We start from the raw sequence: 16,439 nt of genomic DNA on the forward strand, positions 1-16,439 counted from the left end.
CACGCTCTCAGCTCCCTTCGAGCAGGGCGGTACCCCCACTCCAGTAGCGACCCGCGATCATCGCCTCCAGGGTGTCCCGGTGCAGGATCAGCGCATCAGCGTCGTCCGGCACCGGCACCTCACCGAAATGCACCTGCCGATAGGCCACCCGCAGCATCACCACGGCGTGCCGCAGAGCCGCATACAGCGTGTGGAATTCCATGTCCCGGGGGGTGTGCCCGGTAAGCCGTTCATAGCGCTCCTCGATGCGGTCACGGCGCAGGAATGCGGGAAGCCCACGATTCCCGCTGCTTTCCGTGAGGTCCTGGAAGAAGCGGTGGAGGTACACCATCCAGCCCAGGTCGAGTTCACGCGGGCCCAGGGCGGCCATTTCCCAGTCGAGTATCGCGGACGGCTCGAAATCCGGTCCGTAGACGATATTGCCTATCCGGGCATCACCCCAGGTCAAGACCGTCTCGCCGGGGTCGGAGGGCCAGTTTTCGGCGAGCCAGGCGAAGCCGCGCTCGATGACCGGAGAAGGCGGCCGGCCATCAACCACCCAGGCGTAATAGGCGCGTTGCGCCTCGACGTGACGGCGTAGTTCCGTCCCGTTTCCCGCTCCGGACGACAGGAACCGGGCCTCCGACAAGGGCACTTGGTCGTGCAGCCGGGCGAGTACGGAAACGCTCGCGGCCTCCAGGCGCTCTCGTTCACCGTCCGTGGCGTCGTGGAGCCAATTCCCCTCGTAGGTATAGGGCATGACGTCCGGTGGCACGCGACCGACGGCGCGCGCCATGACGAAGAAGGGCGCGCCCAGGTGCGCCGGATCCTCCTCCAGCCACAGCGTGCGGGGCACGGGCAGGTCGGTCCGGTCGGCGACCAGGCGCATGGTGCGGTACTGCCGGGCCATGTCGTAGCGCGGGAAGATCGTGTACGCGGCCGGGTCGGCGGCCAGGCGCAGCGCGCAGGAGGCGGGGATGTCTCCCCGCCCGTCGGGGCCCACCCCGGTCGTGCGGGGTCGGGAGCCGGGGGAAGGGGCCGCGAGCTCGGGGGACGGCGGCCCGGGGTGGTCGATGTCGAAGAGCAGGGTCTCGCTGGACATGCCGTTGGAGCCGGGGACGGTTGCCGCGGTGGCGCGGGCGCCGGGGAGCCGGGTGCCCAGCCAGGCGGTGAGGCGGCGTGTGAGGTCCTCGGGGTCGCGGGTGGTGGTGCGAGGCCGGGGGGCGGTCATCGGCCGGCCTCCTCGGCCACCGAGTCGTACCCGGTGAAGCCGCTCGGGTCGTGGCGGCCGAAGCTGCCGTGCTCGAAGATGCCGTAGCCGGTCCGGCCGTCGAGGGTGAAGCGGGCGGCGTGGTCGGTGACGCCGTATACGGCGAGCGGGTGCGCGGCGGGGTCGGAGAGGTCGTAGCTGCGCCGGTCGGTCCAGCCCCGCCCGCGCCAGGTGCCGTGCTGCCAGTCGTCGGCGGGCGGATAGCCGGCGCCGACGGCGAGCGGCGAGGAGGTGAGGATCTCCGCGGTCAGTTCGAGAGGGGTGCGGTCGGGGCCGGTGAGGTGGAGGACGGCGCGTTCGGGGTGGCGGGTGCCGGGGCGGTAGGTGATGTCCGGGTACGGCCAGCCGAGTTGGGCGTCCGGGACGCCGTCGCGGACCAGGCGGGCGTCGTTCAGGGTGCGGTGGCCGTCTGCGTCCTCCTGGACGATGACCATGACGAAGCGGTCGTCGAAGCGCACCGGGCACCAGATCCAGTGGAACCCCTCGGGCCGCTGCTCCTCTCCCGCCCGCCCGGCGTCCTCGCCGGGGATCGGGCGCACGCCCCAGCTGCGGTCGCGGGTGCCGGTCCACTCCCCCGCCGTGACCGCGAGCTCCTCCCCCGCCACCCGGATGCGCCCGGTGCACGTCCCCGCCTGCACGAACCGACGTCCCTCCAGCAGCAACCGGTTGCCGCGGTACTGGGTGTGGTGCGGCTCCCAGGTGGCGGGAAAGGCCGCGGTCCAGGTCAGGTCGTACGCCAGGCCGTCCGGGTCGTCGGGGTCCGCGGCGCAGGTCAGCCGCAGCCGGGCGAGCGGCTCCTCGACGGTGATGGTGAGCGGCCCGACGGTCAGCGCGAGCCGGTCGTCGGTGAGCGCGTCGGAGGCGCGTACGGCGTACAGCCGGTCGCCGAGGCGGAGGGTGGCATAGGCGTCGATGACCCCGGTGTTGGGGTAGACGCCGAGACCGGCGATGAGCAGGGCCCGGCCGGAGTGGTCCAGGACGTGGAAGATGCACCGGTCGTAGGCGTTGCGATCGCTGGTGGCGACCTGCCGCATGGACAACGGGGCCTGGTGGATGGGGTATTCGTCGAGCGCGATCGGGCGGTCGGGCACGGGCACGGTCTCCTCCTGGGCGCGCGGGCGGCACGGGCCGTCGGGGACCACGCGGGACGACGCGGGACGACGCGGGACGACGCGAAGCATTGCCCGGACGGCAGGAGTTGACGGTACGTCAGGTATCGCCTCGCTGCCATAGCCCGGACGGGAGGCGGGGCGCGGCCCGGCCGGGTTGGGTTGACCGACGGGGCACCGCGCCGCGAGCGGGAACCGGGCCCGGTCGTGACGGGGGGCGGGCCGGGCGCGGCGGCGCACCCGGCCCGTCACACCCGGCCGCTCAGCGCGACTCCGGTCCCGCCAGGTGCCGGGCGATCACCATGCGCTGGATCTGGTTGGTGCCCTCGACGATCTGGAGGACCTTGGCCTCGCGCATATAGCGCTCGGCCGGGAAGTCGGCGGTGTAGCCGTAGCCGCCGAGGAGCTGCACGGCGTCCGTGGTCACCCGCATCGCGGTGTCCGTGCAGAAGAGCTTGGCCATCGCCGCTTCCTTGGAGAACGGCTGCCCCGCGTCGCGCAGTCGGGCGGCGGTGAGGTAGAGCGCCCGGCCCGCCTCGATCTGGGTGGCCATGTCGGCAAGCATGAAGCGCAGGCCCTGGAAGTCCCCGATGGGACGGCCGAACTGGCGGCGTTCGGCGACGTAGGCGAGCCCCTCGTCCAGTGCTGCCTGGGCGACACCGATGGCGCAGGCGGCGATACCCAGGCGGCCGGATTCGAGGGCCGAGAGGGCGATGGCGAAGCCTTGGCCCTCGTCGCCGATCCGGCGGGCGTCGGGGACGCGGACGCCGTCGAAGTGCAGCTGGGCGGTCGGGGAGCCCTTCATGCCCATCTTGCGCTCGGGCTGCGCGGCACTGAGACCCTCGGCGTCCCCGGGGACGAGGAAGGCCGTGATGCCGTGGGCGCCGCCGGCGCCGGTGCGGGCGAGGACGGTGTAGAAGTCGGCCACGCCGCCGTGGGTGATCCACGCCTTGGTGCCGTTGATGATCCAGTCCCCCTCGCTCCCGGCTCCGCCGGGGTCCGAGGCACCGGCGTCGCTGCGGGTGGCGCGGGTGGTCAGCGAGGCGGCGTCGGAGCCCGAGGCGGGTTCGGAGAGGCAGTAGGCACCGAGCAGGCCGCCGCCGAGCATGGCGGGGAGGTGTTCGGCGCGCTGCTCCTTGGTGCCGTACCCGGCGACCGCATGGCAGGCGAGGGTGTGCACGCTGACGCCGAGGCCGACGGTGAGCCGGGCGGCCGCGAGCTCTTCGAGGACCTGGAGGTAGACCTCGTAGGGCTGGTCGCCTCCCCCGAACTCCTCGGCGTAGGGAAGTGACAGCAGTCCGGATTCGGAGAGCAGCCTGAAGGTCTCGCGCGGGAAGCGGCCGGCGTCCTCCTCCTCGGCGGCCACCGGCCTGATCTCGCGCTCGATGAGTTCGCGTACGAGCGTCAGCAGGTCGCGGGCTTCCTCGGTGGGCAACTTGCGATCCACCGGCCGGGGGCCGTACTCGGTCATGGCGGCGCTCTCCTCCCTGTCGGGCGCTGCGGCGACGTGCGCGCGGGGTGAGGCGGCGCCGCCGATTTCCGTGATGCCCAGCCGATGATCGCCGTCCGGGTCTCGGATGGCGATGACCTGCAGCTGTGGCGCTAGGAGTATGCCCGATCGGCGGCCTCACGTCACGGGTTGATCATCACCTGCCGCGACACCCGCCGCGACCGGTCCGGCCGCTGCGCGACGGTCACGAAATTGGTCCGAACCATTGACCCCACTGGTCTAGTCCTTCTACCTTCTCCCCCAACGTTCAACGCGTTCATGCCAATTCGGAACGCAGGTCAGGCTCCACCTCGCCCCCCTCCGAGGAGACACCATGCTCAGACCGCACCGAAGGCGATCGCCGCGCAGGCTGATCGCCACCGCCACCGCCCTGTGTACGGCGGCGCTGGCCGGCACGCTGTTCGCGGGGGCCGCCGCAGCCGGTCAACCCGTCGCCGCCCCCACGGCCGTGGCGAAGCCCGCCGCCGCGGCCGAGGCGAAGCCCGCCGCCGCGGGCGACAAGGTCGTCGGATACTTCACCAACTGGGGTGTCTACGACCGCAATTACCACGTCAAGAACATCGAGACGTCCGGGTCGGCGGCCAAGCTGACACACATCAACTACGCCTTCGGCAACGTCCAGGGCGGCAAGTGCGCGATCGGCGACTCCTACGCCGACTACGACAAGGCGTACACCGCCGACCAGAGCGTGGACGGCAAGGCCGACACCTGGGACGACGGCGCGCTGCGCGGCAACTTCAACCAGCTGCGCAAGCTCAAGAAGCTGCACCCGAACCTCAAGGTGATCTGGTCGTTCGGCGGCTGGACCTGGTCGGGCGGCTTCGGCGAGGCCGCGAAGAACCCGGACGCCTTCGCGCAGTCCTGCTACGACCTGGTGGAGGACAAGCGCTGGGCGGACGTCTTCGACGGCATCGACGTCGACTGGGAGTACCCGAACGCGTGCGGTCTGACCTGTGACACCAGCGGCAAGGACGCCTTCACCAAGGTCATGAAGTCGCTGCGGACGAAGTTCGGGCAGAGCAATCTGGTGACCGCGGCGATCACCGCGGACGCCTCGGCCGGCGGCAAGCTGGAGGCCGCCGACTACGCGGGCGCGGCGCAGTACGTCGACTGGTACAACCCGATGACGTACGACTACTTCGGCGCGTGGGACGCCAAGGGCCCGACGGCGCCGCACTCCCCGCTCCAGTCGTACAGCGGCATCCCCAAGGCCGGGTTCAACACCACCGACACCACCAAGAAGCTCATCGGCCTCGGCGTCCCGGCGAACAAGCTGCTGCTGGGCATCGGCTTCTACGGGCGCGGCTGGTCCGGCGTCACCCAGGACGCCCCGGGCGGCACGGCCACCGGCGCGGCCCCGGGCAAGTACGAGGCGGGCATCGACGACTACAAGGTGCTCAAGACCCGCTGCCCGGCCACCGGCAAGGTGGCCGGCACCGCCTACGCCAAGTGCGGTGACCAGTGGTGGAGTTACGACACCCCGGAGACCATCGGCACCAAGATGGCCTTCAAGGACGCGCAGGGCATGGGCGGCACGTTCTTCTGGGAGCTGAGCGGCGACACCACCAACGGTGAGCTGATCAAGGCGATCAGGTAACCGGGAAGTACGGCTCGGCCGGGCGGGAGGCTCCAGGGCCTCCCGCCCGTTTCCGCTTCCGTTCCCGTTTCCGCTTCCGCTTCCGTTCCCGTTTCCGCTTCCGTTCCCGCTCCCGTTCCCCTTCCCGTTCCCGGGACGGCCGCGGGGCCGGCTCAGGCGGATGGGCGGGGCGGCGCCGGGCAGTCGGGCTCGTACTCCTCGATCAGCCGGAGGGTGTCCCCCAGGCCGCGCACGAGCAGGGCGACCACCGTTTCACGGGGCACTTCCTGCGCCGTGATCCAGTCGAGGGTGACGCCCTCGACGCTGGAGAGCCAGCCGGTCAGGGCCGTGCGGGCGAGCGCCGGGACGTCCGCACGACCCCATGCCCCGAGCGCGATGGTGGCGAGCAGCCGGGCGCGCACGGTGTCGCGGATCGCCAGCACCTCGGTGTCGAAGCCGACGCCGCCGGTGACGATCGCGCGGTAGGCGGCCTGATGGTGCTGGGCGTAGCGCAGATAGCCGTCGACGGTGCGCTGGACGCGTTCGACGGGCGGGAGGTCGTGGGTGCTGCCCGCCCGCTCGACCAGCTGGGCCACCGCGTCCTCGATGATCGCAAGGTAGTAGCCGCGCTTGTTGGTGAAGTAGTAGTAGATCAGGCCCTTGGCCACGCCGGCCTCGCGGGCGATGTCGTCCATGGACAGCGCGTCGTAGGAGGTGTCGGCGAACAACCGCCGTCCGGTGGCTATGAGTTCGGCGTGACGCGCCTGGGAACGCGCGGTGCCGCGGGCGCCCGGGGAGCCGCCCCGTCCGCGCTGTTGACTATTATTCAAAACCAGCCCTAGTCTCCAACTACCAAGAGTTTTGGGCAGTATGACAGAACGTCATAACCTGCGGCCGCGCTTCCGCGGCGGCGCCCTCCAGCACTTCCCTCGCGCATTCGACCGCTGCCCCGGGGAGGACGCAGTGAGCTCTACGACCCGCACATCGCCCGAGGGGCGAACCTCCTGGAAGAAGACCGCCGTGGTGGCGCTGCCCGCCGTGCTCGCGGTGGGCGCGCTGGCGACAGTGATGGCCGAGGGGGTGCTGGCCGCCTCCTTCGCTGTCTCCGGCACCCACTTCCAGGTGTCCTCGAGGAAGCTGACCAGCAGCGGCCTCTCCTCGTACGTACACACCGACCGCGACGCGGACGGCGCGGGCCACCCCGTCGCGCTGCTCGGCATCGGCAAGGCCACCCTCGCCGACATCTGCCAGTCCGCGCAGGTCTCCACGCCCGTCGGCACGGTGGTGTTCAAACTGACGGCGGGCGGCCGGGCCGGCACGGTGACCGCGGACAGCCTGGTCATCGACGGCGAGGACCTGGTGGGCGACGCGCGCTTCGGTACGGCGCAGATCGGCCGCGACGCCGCCTCGCTCGACGCCGTGCCGGGCGTCAGGGGCCCGCGGGGGAAGTTCGGACTCCAGGCCGGGGACATCGAGGTCGCCGGGGTCAGGTCGCACGCCTGGTCGGCGACCGGCGGCAACTTCCGCCTCAAGGGCCTGCGGGTGAGCGTAAGCCTGGACGGCACGAAGTGCTTCTGAGCGCGCGCCGGGCCCGTTGGGGAGCCCGCCTGGAGCGGACGCTGCCCTGGCCCGAGCGGCGGGCGGGGCTGCGGCGCTGGCGGCGGACCCGGCCGTTCTGGGCCGGGCTGCTGCTGGTGCTCGGCGGGGCGGAACTGCTGCTGGTCCCGCTGTCGCCGCTGACCGTACTGGTGAGCCTGGGTCTGGGCGGACTGGCCGCGCTCGGCATCGGGCTGGCGCTGATGGTGGCGGGGGTCTTCCTGTGGTGCGCCCCGTCCGCGCACCACTACGTGAGCATCAACGCGCTGATCCTCTCGGTGCTCTCGTTCGCCGCGACCAACCTCGGCGGCTTCCTGGTGGGCATGGGGTTGGGGATCGCGGGCAGCGCGATGGGGTTCGGCTGGACCGCGTCGCGGGAAGCGGCCGAGGGCACCGGGACCGCGGACGGCACCGCGCCCTCCCCCGCCCGCGGCACCGGCAGCAAGGCCCTCGCCGTCGGCCTGCCCCTCGCGCTGCTGGCGGCCGTCGGGACCCCGGCACAGAAAGCCGGCGCGGCCGGAATCCCGGCGCCGCCACGCCCGCCGACCGTGCGGACGACGATGTTCGCGCCGCAGGGCTTCACCCTCGCCGGTGTGACCGAGGTGCCGACGGCCAACGGCCCGATCAAGGCGATGGTGCTGAGGATGAAGGCGGCCTCGCTCACCGACTATCGCCTCACCACCCGCGACGGCGCCCCCGAACTCACCCTGGACGCCGACTCGTTGCAGCTCGACGGCGCCGTGACCCTCTACCTCACCAAGTTCAGCGGCTGCCTGGAAGGCGTGCTCTGCCTCACCTTCACCCCCGACACGCTGCCGGTGCCGCCGGTCGTCCCACCGTTCGTCTTCATGACCGACGTCGAGGCCGAGCAGGCACTGGTCACCTCGGACCTGATCGTCGCGGACGGACTGCGGCTGCGAGCCGGCGGCCGGAGCGGTACCCGTACGTGACGCGGGGTTTACGGCCCCGCCCGGTACGAGCACCATCGGCGTGCAGGGGCGGATCGTAGCGAAGAGGTGACAGTGGTCAATCCTTGGCTGGCGCTGGAGTCGGGCGCCGACCCCCAGGCGCACACCCGGACGGTACGGCGTGCCCATGAGGCGTTCCTGGCCGGCGCGACCGTGGACCCACCGGTGCGGAGCGTGGTCGCGGACTCCTGGCGCCGCTCGGCACGGGCGCGGGCCGCATCGGACGGCGCGGCACCCATCGAGCTGGACGAGGCCGCGCTGCACGCCTACCGCGAGCGCCATCCGCTCGCGCGCGCGATGCCCGTCTTCCGGGAGCTGCTGGGCGCCATCGCACAGGACGGCGCGCATCTGATGGCCGTTTGCGATCCGCAGGGGCGGATGCTCTGGGTCGAGGGCCACGCCGGGGTACAACGCCAGGCCGAGCGGATGAACTTCGTCGTCGGTGCCCGCTGGGACGAACGGCACGCCGGCACCAATGCGCCGGGCACCGCGCTCGCCGCCGATCACGCCGTCCAGATCTTCGCGGCGGAGCACTACAACCGGCAGGTACAGCGCTGGACCTGCGCCGCGGCACCGCTCCACGACCTGCGGACCGGGCGGCTGCTGGGTGCGGTCGACATCACCGGCGGCGACCACTTGGCGAGCCCGCACAGCCTGGCCCTGGTGCAGGCCACCGCTCGCGCCGCCGAGGCGCACCTCTCCGCAGCGGCGACGGCAGGCACGGTCTGCCTGACGGCGCTGGGGCGGGACGAGGCGCTGCTGGTCCTCGACGGACAACGGCAGCGTCTGGGCCGCCGGCACAGCGAGATCATGGTGCTGCTCGCCCAGCACCCCGCGGGACTGACGGGAGACCAGCTCGCCGTGCTGCTGTACGGCGAGCGCGAGGTGCGTCCGGTCACGCTGCGGGCCGAGCTCTCCCGACTGCGGCAGCTGGTGGGCCCGCTGCTCGGCTCGCGGCCCTATCGCCTGAACCGGCCGGTCGAGACCGATCTCACCGCAGTGGAGGTGGAGTTGGCCGCCGGTGACCTCACGGCAGCGCTGGACACCTACCTCGGGCCGCTGCTGCCGACGTCGGAGGCACCCGGGGTACGGCGGCTGCGCGCGGCGCTGGAGGATCGGCTGCGGCGCGCCCTGCTCCGCTCCCGCGAATCCGAGCTGCTGCGCCAGTGGTCGCGGATGCCGTGGGGCGAGCACGACCTGGAGGTCTGGGAGGCTCTGGTAGACGCCCTGCCGGAGCGCTCACCGGCGCGTACCGCCCCACTCGCCGCGGCCGGGCGGCTGCGGGCGGCGTACGGACTGCCGGACGAAACCCCGTCCTGTTAACGCATACCGGACGCCTCCCGGCCGGTGGTGGCGACGCATCCACCGGGCCGGAGTGCTCGTATCCGTGGCCCGCCCCCACGGCTTTCCCACGGCTCTCCCACGGCTCTCCCACGGCTCTCCCACGGCTCTCCCACGGATTTCCGACCGCCGTCCGAGCGCTGTCCGACGGCTGTCCGACGGCCGTCCGAGGGCTGTCCCGACGGCTGTCCGACGGACTTTCGGCGGACACGCCGGGCGCCACCGTCCGCCGTCCCCCGCGCAACGTTCCGGCAACCTTCGCCGCCCTACCCTGCGCGCAACGCCCGTCGCACGGGAGCGGCGGGCACCGCGTCGAGAACGATTGGGAGGCCGCCCCATGGCCCGCTACGCCAGCCCGGGTTCCGCCGATGCCGTCATGAGCTACCAGAGCCGCTACGACCACTGGATCGGCGGCGAGTTCGTGGCGCCCGCGCTGGGCCGGTACTTCGAGAACCCGACCCCGGTCAACGGGCAGCCGTTCACCGAGGTCGCGCGCGGCACCGCGGAGGACGTGGAGCGCGCCCTGGACGCGGCACACGCGGCCGCGCCCGGCTGGGCGCGCACCTCGGCCGCGGAGCGCGCCGCCGTCCTCAACAAGATCGCCGACCGGATGGAGACGCATCTGGAAGAACTGGCCGTCGCGGAGAGCTGGGAGAACGGCAAGCCCGTACGGGAGACGCTGGCGGCCGATATTCCGCTGGCCATCGACCACTTCCGCTACTTCGCGGGCGCCGTACGCGCCCAGGAGGGCACCCTGTCGGAAATCGACGAGGACACGGTCGCGTACCACTTCCACGAGCCGCTCGGCGTCGTCGCCCAGATCATTCCCTGGAACTTCCCGATCCTGATGGCGACCTGGAAGCTCGCGCCGGCGCTGGCTGCCGGCAACGCCGTGGTCCTCAAGCCGGCCGAACAGACCCCCGCCTCGGTGCACTTCCTCATGAGCCTGATCGCGGATCTGCTGCCGCCCGGTGTGGTCAACATCGTGAACGGCTTCGGCGCGGAGGCCGGCAAGCCGCTGGCGTCCAGCCCGCGCGTGGCCAAGGTCGCGTTCACCGGCGAGACCACGACCGGACGACTGATCATGCAGTACGCGTCCGAACATCTGCGGCCGGTGACTCTCGAACTCGGCGGCAAGAGCCCCAACATCTTCTTCGACGACGTCTCCGCCCAGGGGGACGACTTCCAGGACAAGGCGCTCGAGGGCTTCACCATGTTCGCGCTCAACCAGGGCGAGGTGTGCACCTGCCCCTCCCGGGCGCTGCTCCAGCGCGGCCACTACCAGGACTTCCTGGCCGCCGGTGTGGCCCGTACGGAGAAGATCGTCCAGGGGCATCCGCTGGACACCGACACCATGATCGGCGCCCAGGCGTCCAACGACCAGCTGGAGAAGATCCTTTCCTATCTGGACATCGGCCAGAAGGAGGGCGCCCGCGTGTTGACCGGCGGCTCCCGGGCGGAGCTGGGCGGGGAGCTGGAGGGCGGCTACTACGTCCGCCCGACGATCTTCGAGGGCAACAACGACATGCGCGTCTTCCAGGAGGAGATCTTCGGCCCGGTGCTGGCGGTCGCCCCGTTCTCCGACTTCGACGACGCGATCGGCATCGCGAACGACACGCTCTACGGGCTGGGCGCGGGCGTCTGGACACGGGACGGCTCCACCGCCTACCGAGCCGGCCGCGCCATCCAGGCCGGCCGGGTGTGGACCAACTGCTACCACGCGTACCCCGCCCACGCGGCGTTCGGCGGCTACAAGCAGTCCGGGATCGGCCGGGAGAACCACAAGATGATGCTGGACCACTACCAGCAGACGAAGAACCTGCTGGTGTCGTACTCCCCGAAGAAGCTGGGGTTCTTCTAGACGCCCAGGAAGGGCGCCTGACCAGGTGTTTTACCTGGCAGGCGTCCTTCCTGGCGTCCATCTGAGCCACGGAGTGAAGTGCGGAGTAACTCCTGATACATCCCTCCGCTGTCCCACCTCTGACCAGCTGTTCCGGGGCATTTCCGGGCCGAGGCCCGACTCACGTACCCTCCGGCACTGCCGTCACGCCCCTCCCACCGACGCATCGACTCCTCGATCAGACTGTTGGCATGGTTCCGCGCCTCGGCCAGGAACTTGGCGTAGTAGCGGAGGAGGACCTGGATACTCTGTCCGGCGCGGCGCGCACACTCCGCTGGGTCGACACCGGAGGCAAGCCAGAACGAGATCCCTGCGTGGCACAGGTCGTAGGGACGTTTCGCCAGATCAAGAGCGTGTTCGTCGAGAGTCAGTGCGGCCTCACGCGCACGTCCCCATGTGATGCCGTAAGCGGAGGTATCGACGTGGTTTCCCGCAGCATCGCGGAACAGACGTCCATTCGTGCGCGACACCGAAACTCTCTATGATCCTGGCCACTGCGGGTGAACCTCGCCGACCGGAGGAATCGCCGCTCTTCGCTCCGTTTGCCGAGCTGGTGCGGGTGGCGCAAGCCGAGCCGCTGCTTCGTCAGCTCTACCCCTGGACCGGCATGTGGGAGCTGCACTTCAGCAGGTGCACGGAGATCCGCCATACCTGGGACATCCCTTACATCGGCACACTGGGAGACGGCCGGTACCACGTCGAAGGGCCGAGCCGAACCAGCCCGCGGATCGCCGAGACGGACAACGCGCAAGCCGCAGTAACGATGGTCATCGATCGCCTGCCAACGCACTGCGGCCGGCCTTCATCGGTAGTGCAGAGGAACTGGCCGCCTACGAGGGCGCACGAGACAGCAGGTAGAGGAGGCCGGCTGACTTCGTGGAAGCAGCTCCATGAGCGCCTTTGAAGACGGGGCCTAGTACTCCAACCGTAGATGGGGAACGAGTGGCGGTCCCCAATGGCAAGAGCCACCAGGGACGGCGCCGGTTCTCAGAAGAATGCCTTGTCCCAGTCGCCCGTGATGAGCGCCCGTACTGCATTCTCGAAGCCATTCCGAATCCGCTGGTATCCAGCGTCACCGGCAAACAGGACGTCGCCGTTCTCCGCCAGCAGCACAGCTTCCTCGGTCACGAATGCGGTGCCGACCAGCGAGACTGGCCGACCAAGCTCTTTGGCGAAGATTCGAACGTTCCGGGGCGTGGCGTGTGTGCTCTTCAGAGTCCTTTCAACGGATGTCGTGAGCTCCATCTCCGACGTCTGGAACTTCAGGAACATGGTGAGCTCGCCATGGCTCTCGAGGAATTCTCGGAGCTGGTCAGTGACCTCGTACCCGTCTTCGGTGTACCGCTGGCAGGCTTCACCGATGTCCAGTGAGGTGAACATCCGAGGTTCAGCACACACGCCGGGTGGACGAGTGTCTATTTCCTGGCGTTGAGATTCCTTGGGCATTGCGTTGCTCACAGCGCGAGGTTAATTCCTCCGCAGAAACCACGAGCGCCCCCGTCCTCCTGGTCGCGGAGGCGGGGGCGCTGCGTGTGCTGAGGCTCAGGTCCGGCAGCGTCAGGTCTGGCACTGGGAGGTCGCGGCGCTGCTCCAGTTGGACCAGGCGCCCCCTGCGGGCCTGACATGGACGCGGATCTCGACCTTGACGTTGACCGGGCCGCAGACGCGGTCCGTGTTGCCGATGGCGATGGGGCCGACCGTGGACCGTCGCTGGACGACGGTACGCCCGTTGCCGATCTTCACCCAGTGACCGCCCGAGACGACGCGGAAGTACGCCTCGTACTCGACCCCGGAGGCGTGCGGGCGCGTATTCGTCAGGACCGTGTGCGCGGTGATGTTGCGCATGAAGACGTGGCCGTCCTTCCACCGCTCCGCACTGATACAGCCGTTACCGGAGATGCCCTGGGTCGAGACGGACCCGCCGCAGGCGATGGCGGCGGCGTGGGCGTCGGCGGGGAGGGCAAGTGCGGCAACGGCAGCAGCGGCCACGACAGTTCCCGTACGTTTCAGCATTCCGGTACTCCTTTGGGTTGGGTGCGGTCGGCGAGCAGCAGGGCGAGGGGACCGCCGGGAAGGTGTAGCCGGCTGTCCTGCGCGGCCTGGATCGCCTCGTTCATCGGACACCAGGACAGCTTGAAGTCCTCTTCGGTGTCGTTGAGTTCCTGTGGTCCGAGCGTGAGGTGTGAGGCGAGGAACAGCGACAGGCGGGCGTTGCTTCCGAGGGTGATCGTGTAGGTGCCGAGATGCTGCCACCGGGTGGCCTCGACCCCGGCCTCTTCCTTCAGCTCCCGCCGCGCACAGCCCTCGGGAGTCTCCCCGGATCGCGCCGGCCACCGGGAAGGAAAATCTCCCCGTGTTCGGCGCTGCGGGAGGACAGACCGGCCACCCGGCCGTCTTTGGTGCGGACGACGACCACGGAGGCGTCCTGAAGCTGGGGCATGGGCTCGCTTCCGTGAGGTAGGCGGTGGTGATGTCGGCGAGTTGGGCGGGGGTGTTGTCGTCCCTGTCGATGATGACGCCTGTGGGGTCAGCGGCGGCGACTTTGCCGAAATTGGTGCGGAGCCGTGTCAGCCGGCCGGGGACGTTGGCCATGCCGTCGTCCTGATTGCAGTCCTGTTTTCCGGCCGTACGGTCGCGCAGGGTGGCGTCCGTGCACCGCACTCGACCAGGCGTGGGGCAGGTTGAGTGCGGCAACATACGGAACCAACGGGACTTCTGTACCTGTGGGTTGAGACGTCGAACACCTCCCCCAACGGCACGAGAGGCTCGTGCATTGCGCCCACCGCCGGCGTCACCCGATCAGTGGCCACTCTGAAACAGCTCAGTGCGTGTTTCTGATCCCGAAGGCCGGCGCCCTGCTGGTGATGACAGGGAGAGATGATGCTGCCATGTCAGACAAGCCGAAGCGGCCCCTCAGTGAGCTTCACCCGGGTGATCCCGTCCAAGCGACCATTACTAGCCACCAGCCATGGGGTATCACGGCGAAGCTCAACGAATACGAGCCAGTCGGCGCTTCACTCGACACCATCCGCCGCGGCAGCGAGCCAGGCGTGAGGCTTCTTGCGCAGGACCTCCCGCCGGTGGGAACAACCGTCGAACTGGTCATCGGCGAAGTGCGCTCGTGGCACCACGAACCGTGGGTATGGGTGGATCTCACGAGCATCTGACAGCTGCACGGGAACACACCGCCAGTGCAGCCTATTCACGACAATTCGATACGCGATGCCGTCAGTACCTGGTGATCCGAACTTCGATGCTGTGGCCTCGTTGGTAGGTCACGCGTTGCGACGAGCTGCGGGACCTGATCATTGAGTTGCTCGAAGCCGACCCCCGTGTAGCCGCTGTCGGGCCGGATCCGAAGTACGCCCTCGACGGAGTGCCGGGCATCGCCCTGCCTCGCATGTCGAGACGCCGGCCGAGGCAGATGTGCAGCCAGCCTGAGGCATCAGCCGCTGTGCTCGGCGGCCCACCTGGAGGCCGTCGAGCGCAGTGCGGTAAGTCCGCGGCCGATTGCGCCTTGGTCGCTGCTGCCCCGGCGTACGCAGGCGACGATCTGACGGGTGGGTCGCGTTTCACCTCGCAGGGGTACTCGGGTCACCGCGAGCCCCTCCGGGATTGGCGCCAGTCTTGGGATGAGACAGATACCCAGACCGCTCGCAACGAGGGCCGAAACGGCAAACCAATCCACCGCATTGTGGGTCACACGGGGCACAAAGCCAGCGGCGGCGCATGCCGTAAGGAGCAGTTGGTGCTGATCGCGTGGGTCCCCTGCACGCAGCCAGCGAGCTTCCGCGAGTTCGGTCAACTCAGCGGACCCATTCCTCGCGATGGGGTGCTCCTGTGGCACGAGGAGGTCCTGCGGTTCTTCAAGGAGAGCATGCTGTTCGAAGCGTTCGTCATCGGGCGATGGGGTTCCGGTTGCCGGAATGGTGACAGCTACGTCAATCTCTCTGGCCAGCAGGAGCTGGAACCGATCCTCCTCAGGATCCTCTCCGACGTGGAGAGTCATGTGCGGGTATTGCTGCGCGAGTTCGGTGACTGCCGGAGCCACCAGGGCGGCCAGCGCGCTGGCGACGGCCGAGATTCGCAGGTGGCCGGCGAGCCCTTCACGGTGCGCAGCCAGGTCGGACATCGCGCGTTCCCACTGAGTGAAGAGGCGGTCGCCGTGTTCGAGCAGCGTGTACGCGGCGGGCGTCAGTTTCACCTTGCGGCCCACTGGCTCCAGGAGCGTGATGTCAAGGTCGGCTGACAACTGGCGGAGTTGCTGAGAAACGGTGGACGGAGTCAGGTGAAGAGATTCAGCTGCGGCGGTGATCGTGCCCGTCTCTCTCAGTACGCGGAGCGTCCGCAGTCGACTGTCAATCATGCGCACCATCCGAACGATACTGTTGAAAATTCTTCGATAGACCCACATGAACGTAACACGGAGACTGATCACATGATGATCACTCAACTTCGCCCTGCCGTTTCCTACCACAGGGATATCGGCTGGGAGCCGGCCAAGACCAACCGTCAGAACTCGCGCCCGACCCCCGCAGCGCCATGATCGACTCGATTCTCTCCGGCCTGTGGGCGGGCTATGGCCTAGCCGTACCTGTCGGCGCAGTCGCCGTCCTGATGATCAACATGACCGCCCGGACGTCTTTCAGGAACGGAGCCGCTGCGGCGATTGGTGCGACTACTGCGGACGCTCTTTATGCGGTTGCAGCAGTAGTCGGCGGTAACGCCGTCGCATCCACTCTCGCTCCAGTTTCCACCCCCTTGCGGTGGGCCGCCTCGGTGATCCTCGTCGGCATGGCTATTCGGATAGCGGTACAGGCCATGAGGCAGCAGCGGACGGGCGTTGGCGAGGAAACGCACAGCAACGAATCCGACCTCCGTCCGTTCCGTGCCTGTCTCACGTTCTTCGGGCTCACAGCACTCAACCCCTGGCCAGCCATCTACTTCGTTGCGCTGGTCTTGGGGCGGCAGGCCCAAGACGACCAGACACCTTGGCAGGCGCGTGTCTACGTAACCGCCATCGTGTTGGCTTCCGCGAGCTGGCAGCTACTGCTGGCCGGCGGGGGTGCTGTGCTCGGCCGTTTCCTCACCAGCCAGCGTGGTCGCTTCATCACAGCCGTATTTTCCAGCCTGCTTATCGCAGGCCTTGCGACAAGTGTCGTTGTGACCGACTGAACGAACGGGGCTCTT

Annotated in this window: 15 protein-coding genes and 1 pseudogene; 8 read left to right on the forward strand and 8 right to left on the reverse strand. The window is 69.3% G+C overall.

Translation table 11 applies throughout. From position 1 onward, the window contains the following. Positions 1 to 7: 7 nt before the first annotated feature. The 3 genes from ACGFML_RS13270 to ACGFML_RS13280 all read right to left on the reverse strand — a co-directional run bounded on the left by ACGFML_RS13270 (position 8) and on the right by ACGFML_RS13280 (position 3,829). On the reverse strand, positions 8 to 1,210 hold the full coding sequence (locus ACGFML_RS13270) for a phosphotransferase family protein (protein ID WP_393543063.1): 1,203 nt from the start codon (positions 1,208 to 1,210) through the stop codon (positions 8 to 10). Further along, positions 1,207 to 2,340, reverse strand: a complete 1,134-nt coding sequence (locus ACGFML_RS13275; RefSeq protein ID WP_393543065.1) for a hypothetical protein — start codon at positions 2,338 to 2,340, stop codon at positions 1,207 to 1,209. Before ACGFML_RS13275 ends, ACGFML_RS13270 begins: the two co-directional genes overlap by 4 nt. 280 nt (positions 2,341 to 2,620) lie before the next feature. Next, the gene (locus tag ACGFML_RS13280; protein WP_393543067.1) at positions 2,621 to 3,829 is read right to left on the reverse strand and encodes an acyl-CoA dehydrogenase family protein; all 1,209 of its coding nucleotides are present in this window, start codon (positions 3,827 to 3,829) and stop codon (positions 2,621 to 2,623) included. A gap of 352 nt (positions 3,830 to 4,181) precedes the next feature. Here ACGFML_RS13280 and ACGFML_RS13285 point away from each other — a divergent pair, with 352 nt between their 5' ends. Next, a complete protein-coding gene (locus ACGFML_RS13285) occupies positions 4,182 to 5,465 on the forward strand; it encodes a glycoside hydrolase family 18 protein (RefSeq protein ID WP_393543069.1) in 1,284 nt (427 codons plus the stop codon). Between the two features lie 152 nt (positions 5,466 to 5,617). Here ACGFML_RS13285 and ACGFML_RS13290 read toward each other — a convergent pair whose 3' ends face one another. After that, the gene (locus tag ACGFML_RS13290; protein ID WP_393543071.1) at positions 5,618 to 6,274 is read right to left on the reverse strand and encodes a TetR/AcrR family transcriptional regulator; all 657 of its coding nucleotides are present in this window, start codon (positions 6,272 to 6,274) and stop codon (positions 5,618 to 5,620) included. Positions 6,275 to 6,512: 238 nt separating this feature from the next. Here ACGFML_RS13290 and ACGFML_RS13295 point away from each other — a divergent pair, with 238 nt between their 5' ends. The 5 genes from ACGFML_RS13295 (at position 6,513) to ACGFML_RS13315 (ending at position 12,153) form a co-directional block, all read left to right on the forward strand. Further along, positions 6,513 to 7,022 (forward strand): DUF6230 family protein, encoded by a 510-nt coding sequence (locus tag ACGFML_RS13295; RefSeq protein ID WP_393543759.1) that lies wholly within the window; start codon positions 6,513 to 6,515, stop codon positions 7,020 to 7,022. Next, positions 7,013 to 7,990, forward strand: a complete 978-nt coding sequence (locus ACGFML_RS13300; protein ID WP_393543073.1) for a DUF6114 domain-containing protein — start codon at positions 7,013 to 7,015, stop codon at positions 7,988 to 7,990. The genes ACGFML_RS13295 and ACGFML_RS13300 overlap by 10 nt, the downstream gene beginning before the upstream one ends. Positions 7,991 to 8,062: 72 nt before the next feature. Continuing rightward, positions 8,063 to 9,331: a GAF domain-containing protein gene (locus tag ACGFML_RS13305; protein WP_393543075.1), complete on the forward strand. Its 1,269-nt coding sequence runs from the start codon at positions 8,063 to 8,065 to the stop codon at positions 9,329 to 9,331. Between the two features lie 355 nt (positions 9,332 to 9,686). Further along, complete coding sequence (locus ACGFML_RS13310) at positions 9,687 to 11,210, forward strand: aldehyde dehydrogenase family protein (RefSeq protein ID WP_393543077.1); 1,524 nt, start codon at positions 9,687 to 9,689, stop codon at positions 11,208 to 11,210. Between the two features lie 520 nt (positions 11,211 to 11,730). Continuing rightward, positions 11,731 to 12,153 (forward strand): DUF6193 family natural product biosynthesis protein, encoded by a 423-nt coding sequence (locus ACGFML_RS13315; protein ID WP_393543078.1) that lies wholly within the window; start codon positions 11,731 to 11,733, stop codon positions 12,151 to 12,153. A gap of 83 nt (positions 12,154 to 12,236) precedes the next feature. Here the strand turns inward: ACGFML_RS13315 and ACGFML_RS13320 are convergent, their stop codons facing one another. The 3 genes and pseudogenes from ACGFML_RS13320 to ACGFML_RS13330 form a co-directional block, all read right to left on the reverse strand. After that, the gene (locus tag ACGFML_RS13320) at positions 12,237 to 12,707 is read right to left on the reverse strand and encodes an SUKH-3 domain-containing protein (protein ID WP_393543080.1); all 471 of its coding nucleotides are present in this window, start codon (positions 12,705 to 12,707) and stop codon (positions 12,237 to 12,239) included. Positions 12,708 to 12,806: 99 nt separating this feature from the next. Then, on the reverse strand, positions 12,807 to 13,262 hold the full coding sequence (locus ACGFML_RS13325; protein ID WP_393543082.1) for a hypothetical protein: 456 nt from the start codon (positions 13,260 to 13,262) through the stop codon (positions 12,807 to 12,809). Positions 13,263 to 13,402: 140 nt separating this feature from the next. Beyond that, positions 13,403 to 13,801, reverse strand: a pseudogene (locus ACGFML_RS13330) (NUDIX domain-containing protein); the annotation flags it as partial. 336 nt (positions 13,802 to 14,137) lie between these two features. Between ACGFML_RS13330 and ACGFML_RS13335 the strand changes: the two are divergent. Continuing rightward, the gene (locus tag ACGFML_RS13335) at positions 14,138 to 14,416 is read left to right on the forward strand and encodes a hypothetical protein (RefSeq protein ID WP_393543084.1); all 279 of its coding nucleotides are present in this window, start codon (positions 14,138 to 14,140) and stop codon (positions 14,414 to 14,416) included. A 278-nt stretch (positions 14,417 to 14,694) separates the two neighbouring features. Here the strand turns inward: ACGFML_RS13335 and ACGFML_RS13340 are convergent, their stop codons facing one another. Next, entirely contained in the window at positions 14,695 to 15,663 is a 969-nt protein-coding gene (locus tag ACGFML_RS13340; protein WP_393543760.1) for a LysR family transcriptional regulator, read from the reverse strand. A 128-nt stretch (positions 15,664 to 15,791) separates the two neighbouring features. Here ACGFML_RS13340 and ACGFML_RS13345 point away from each other — a divergent pair, with 128 nt between their 5' ends. Next, positions 15,792 to 16,424 carry a LysE family transporter gene (locus ACGFML_RS13345; RefSeq protein WP_393543086.1) on the forward strand — a complete coding sequence of 211 codons (633 nt, stop codon included), beginning with the start codon at positions 15,792 to 15,794 and terminating at the stop codon, positions 16,422 to 16,424. The last annotated feature ends 15 nt before the right edge of the window (positions 16,425 to 16,439 follow it).

This window comes from Streptomyces sp. NPDC048650 (assembly GCF_043199095.1).
GTDB lineage: Bacteria > Actinomycetota > Actinomycetes > Streptomycetales > Streptomycetaceae > Streptomyces.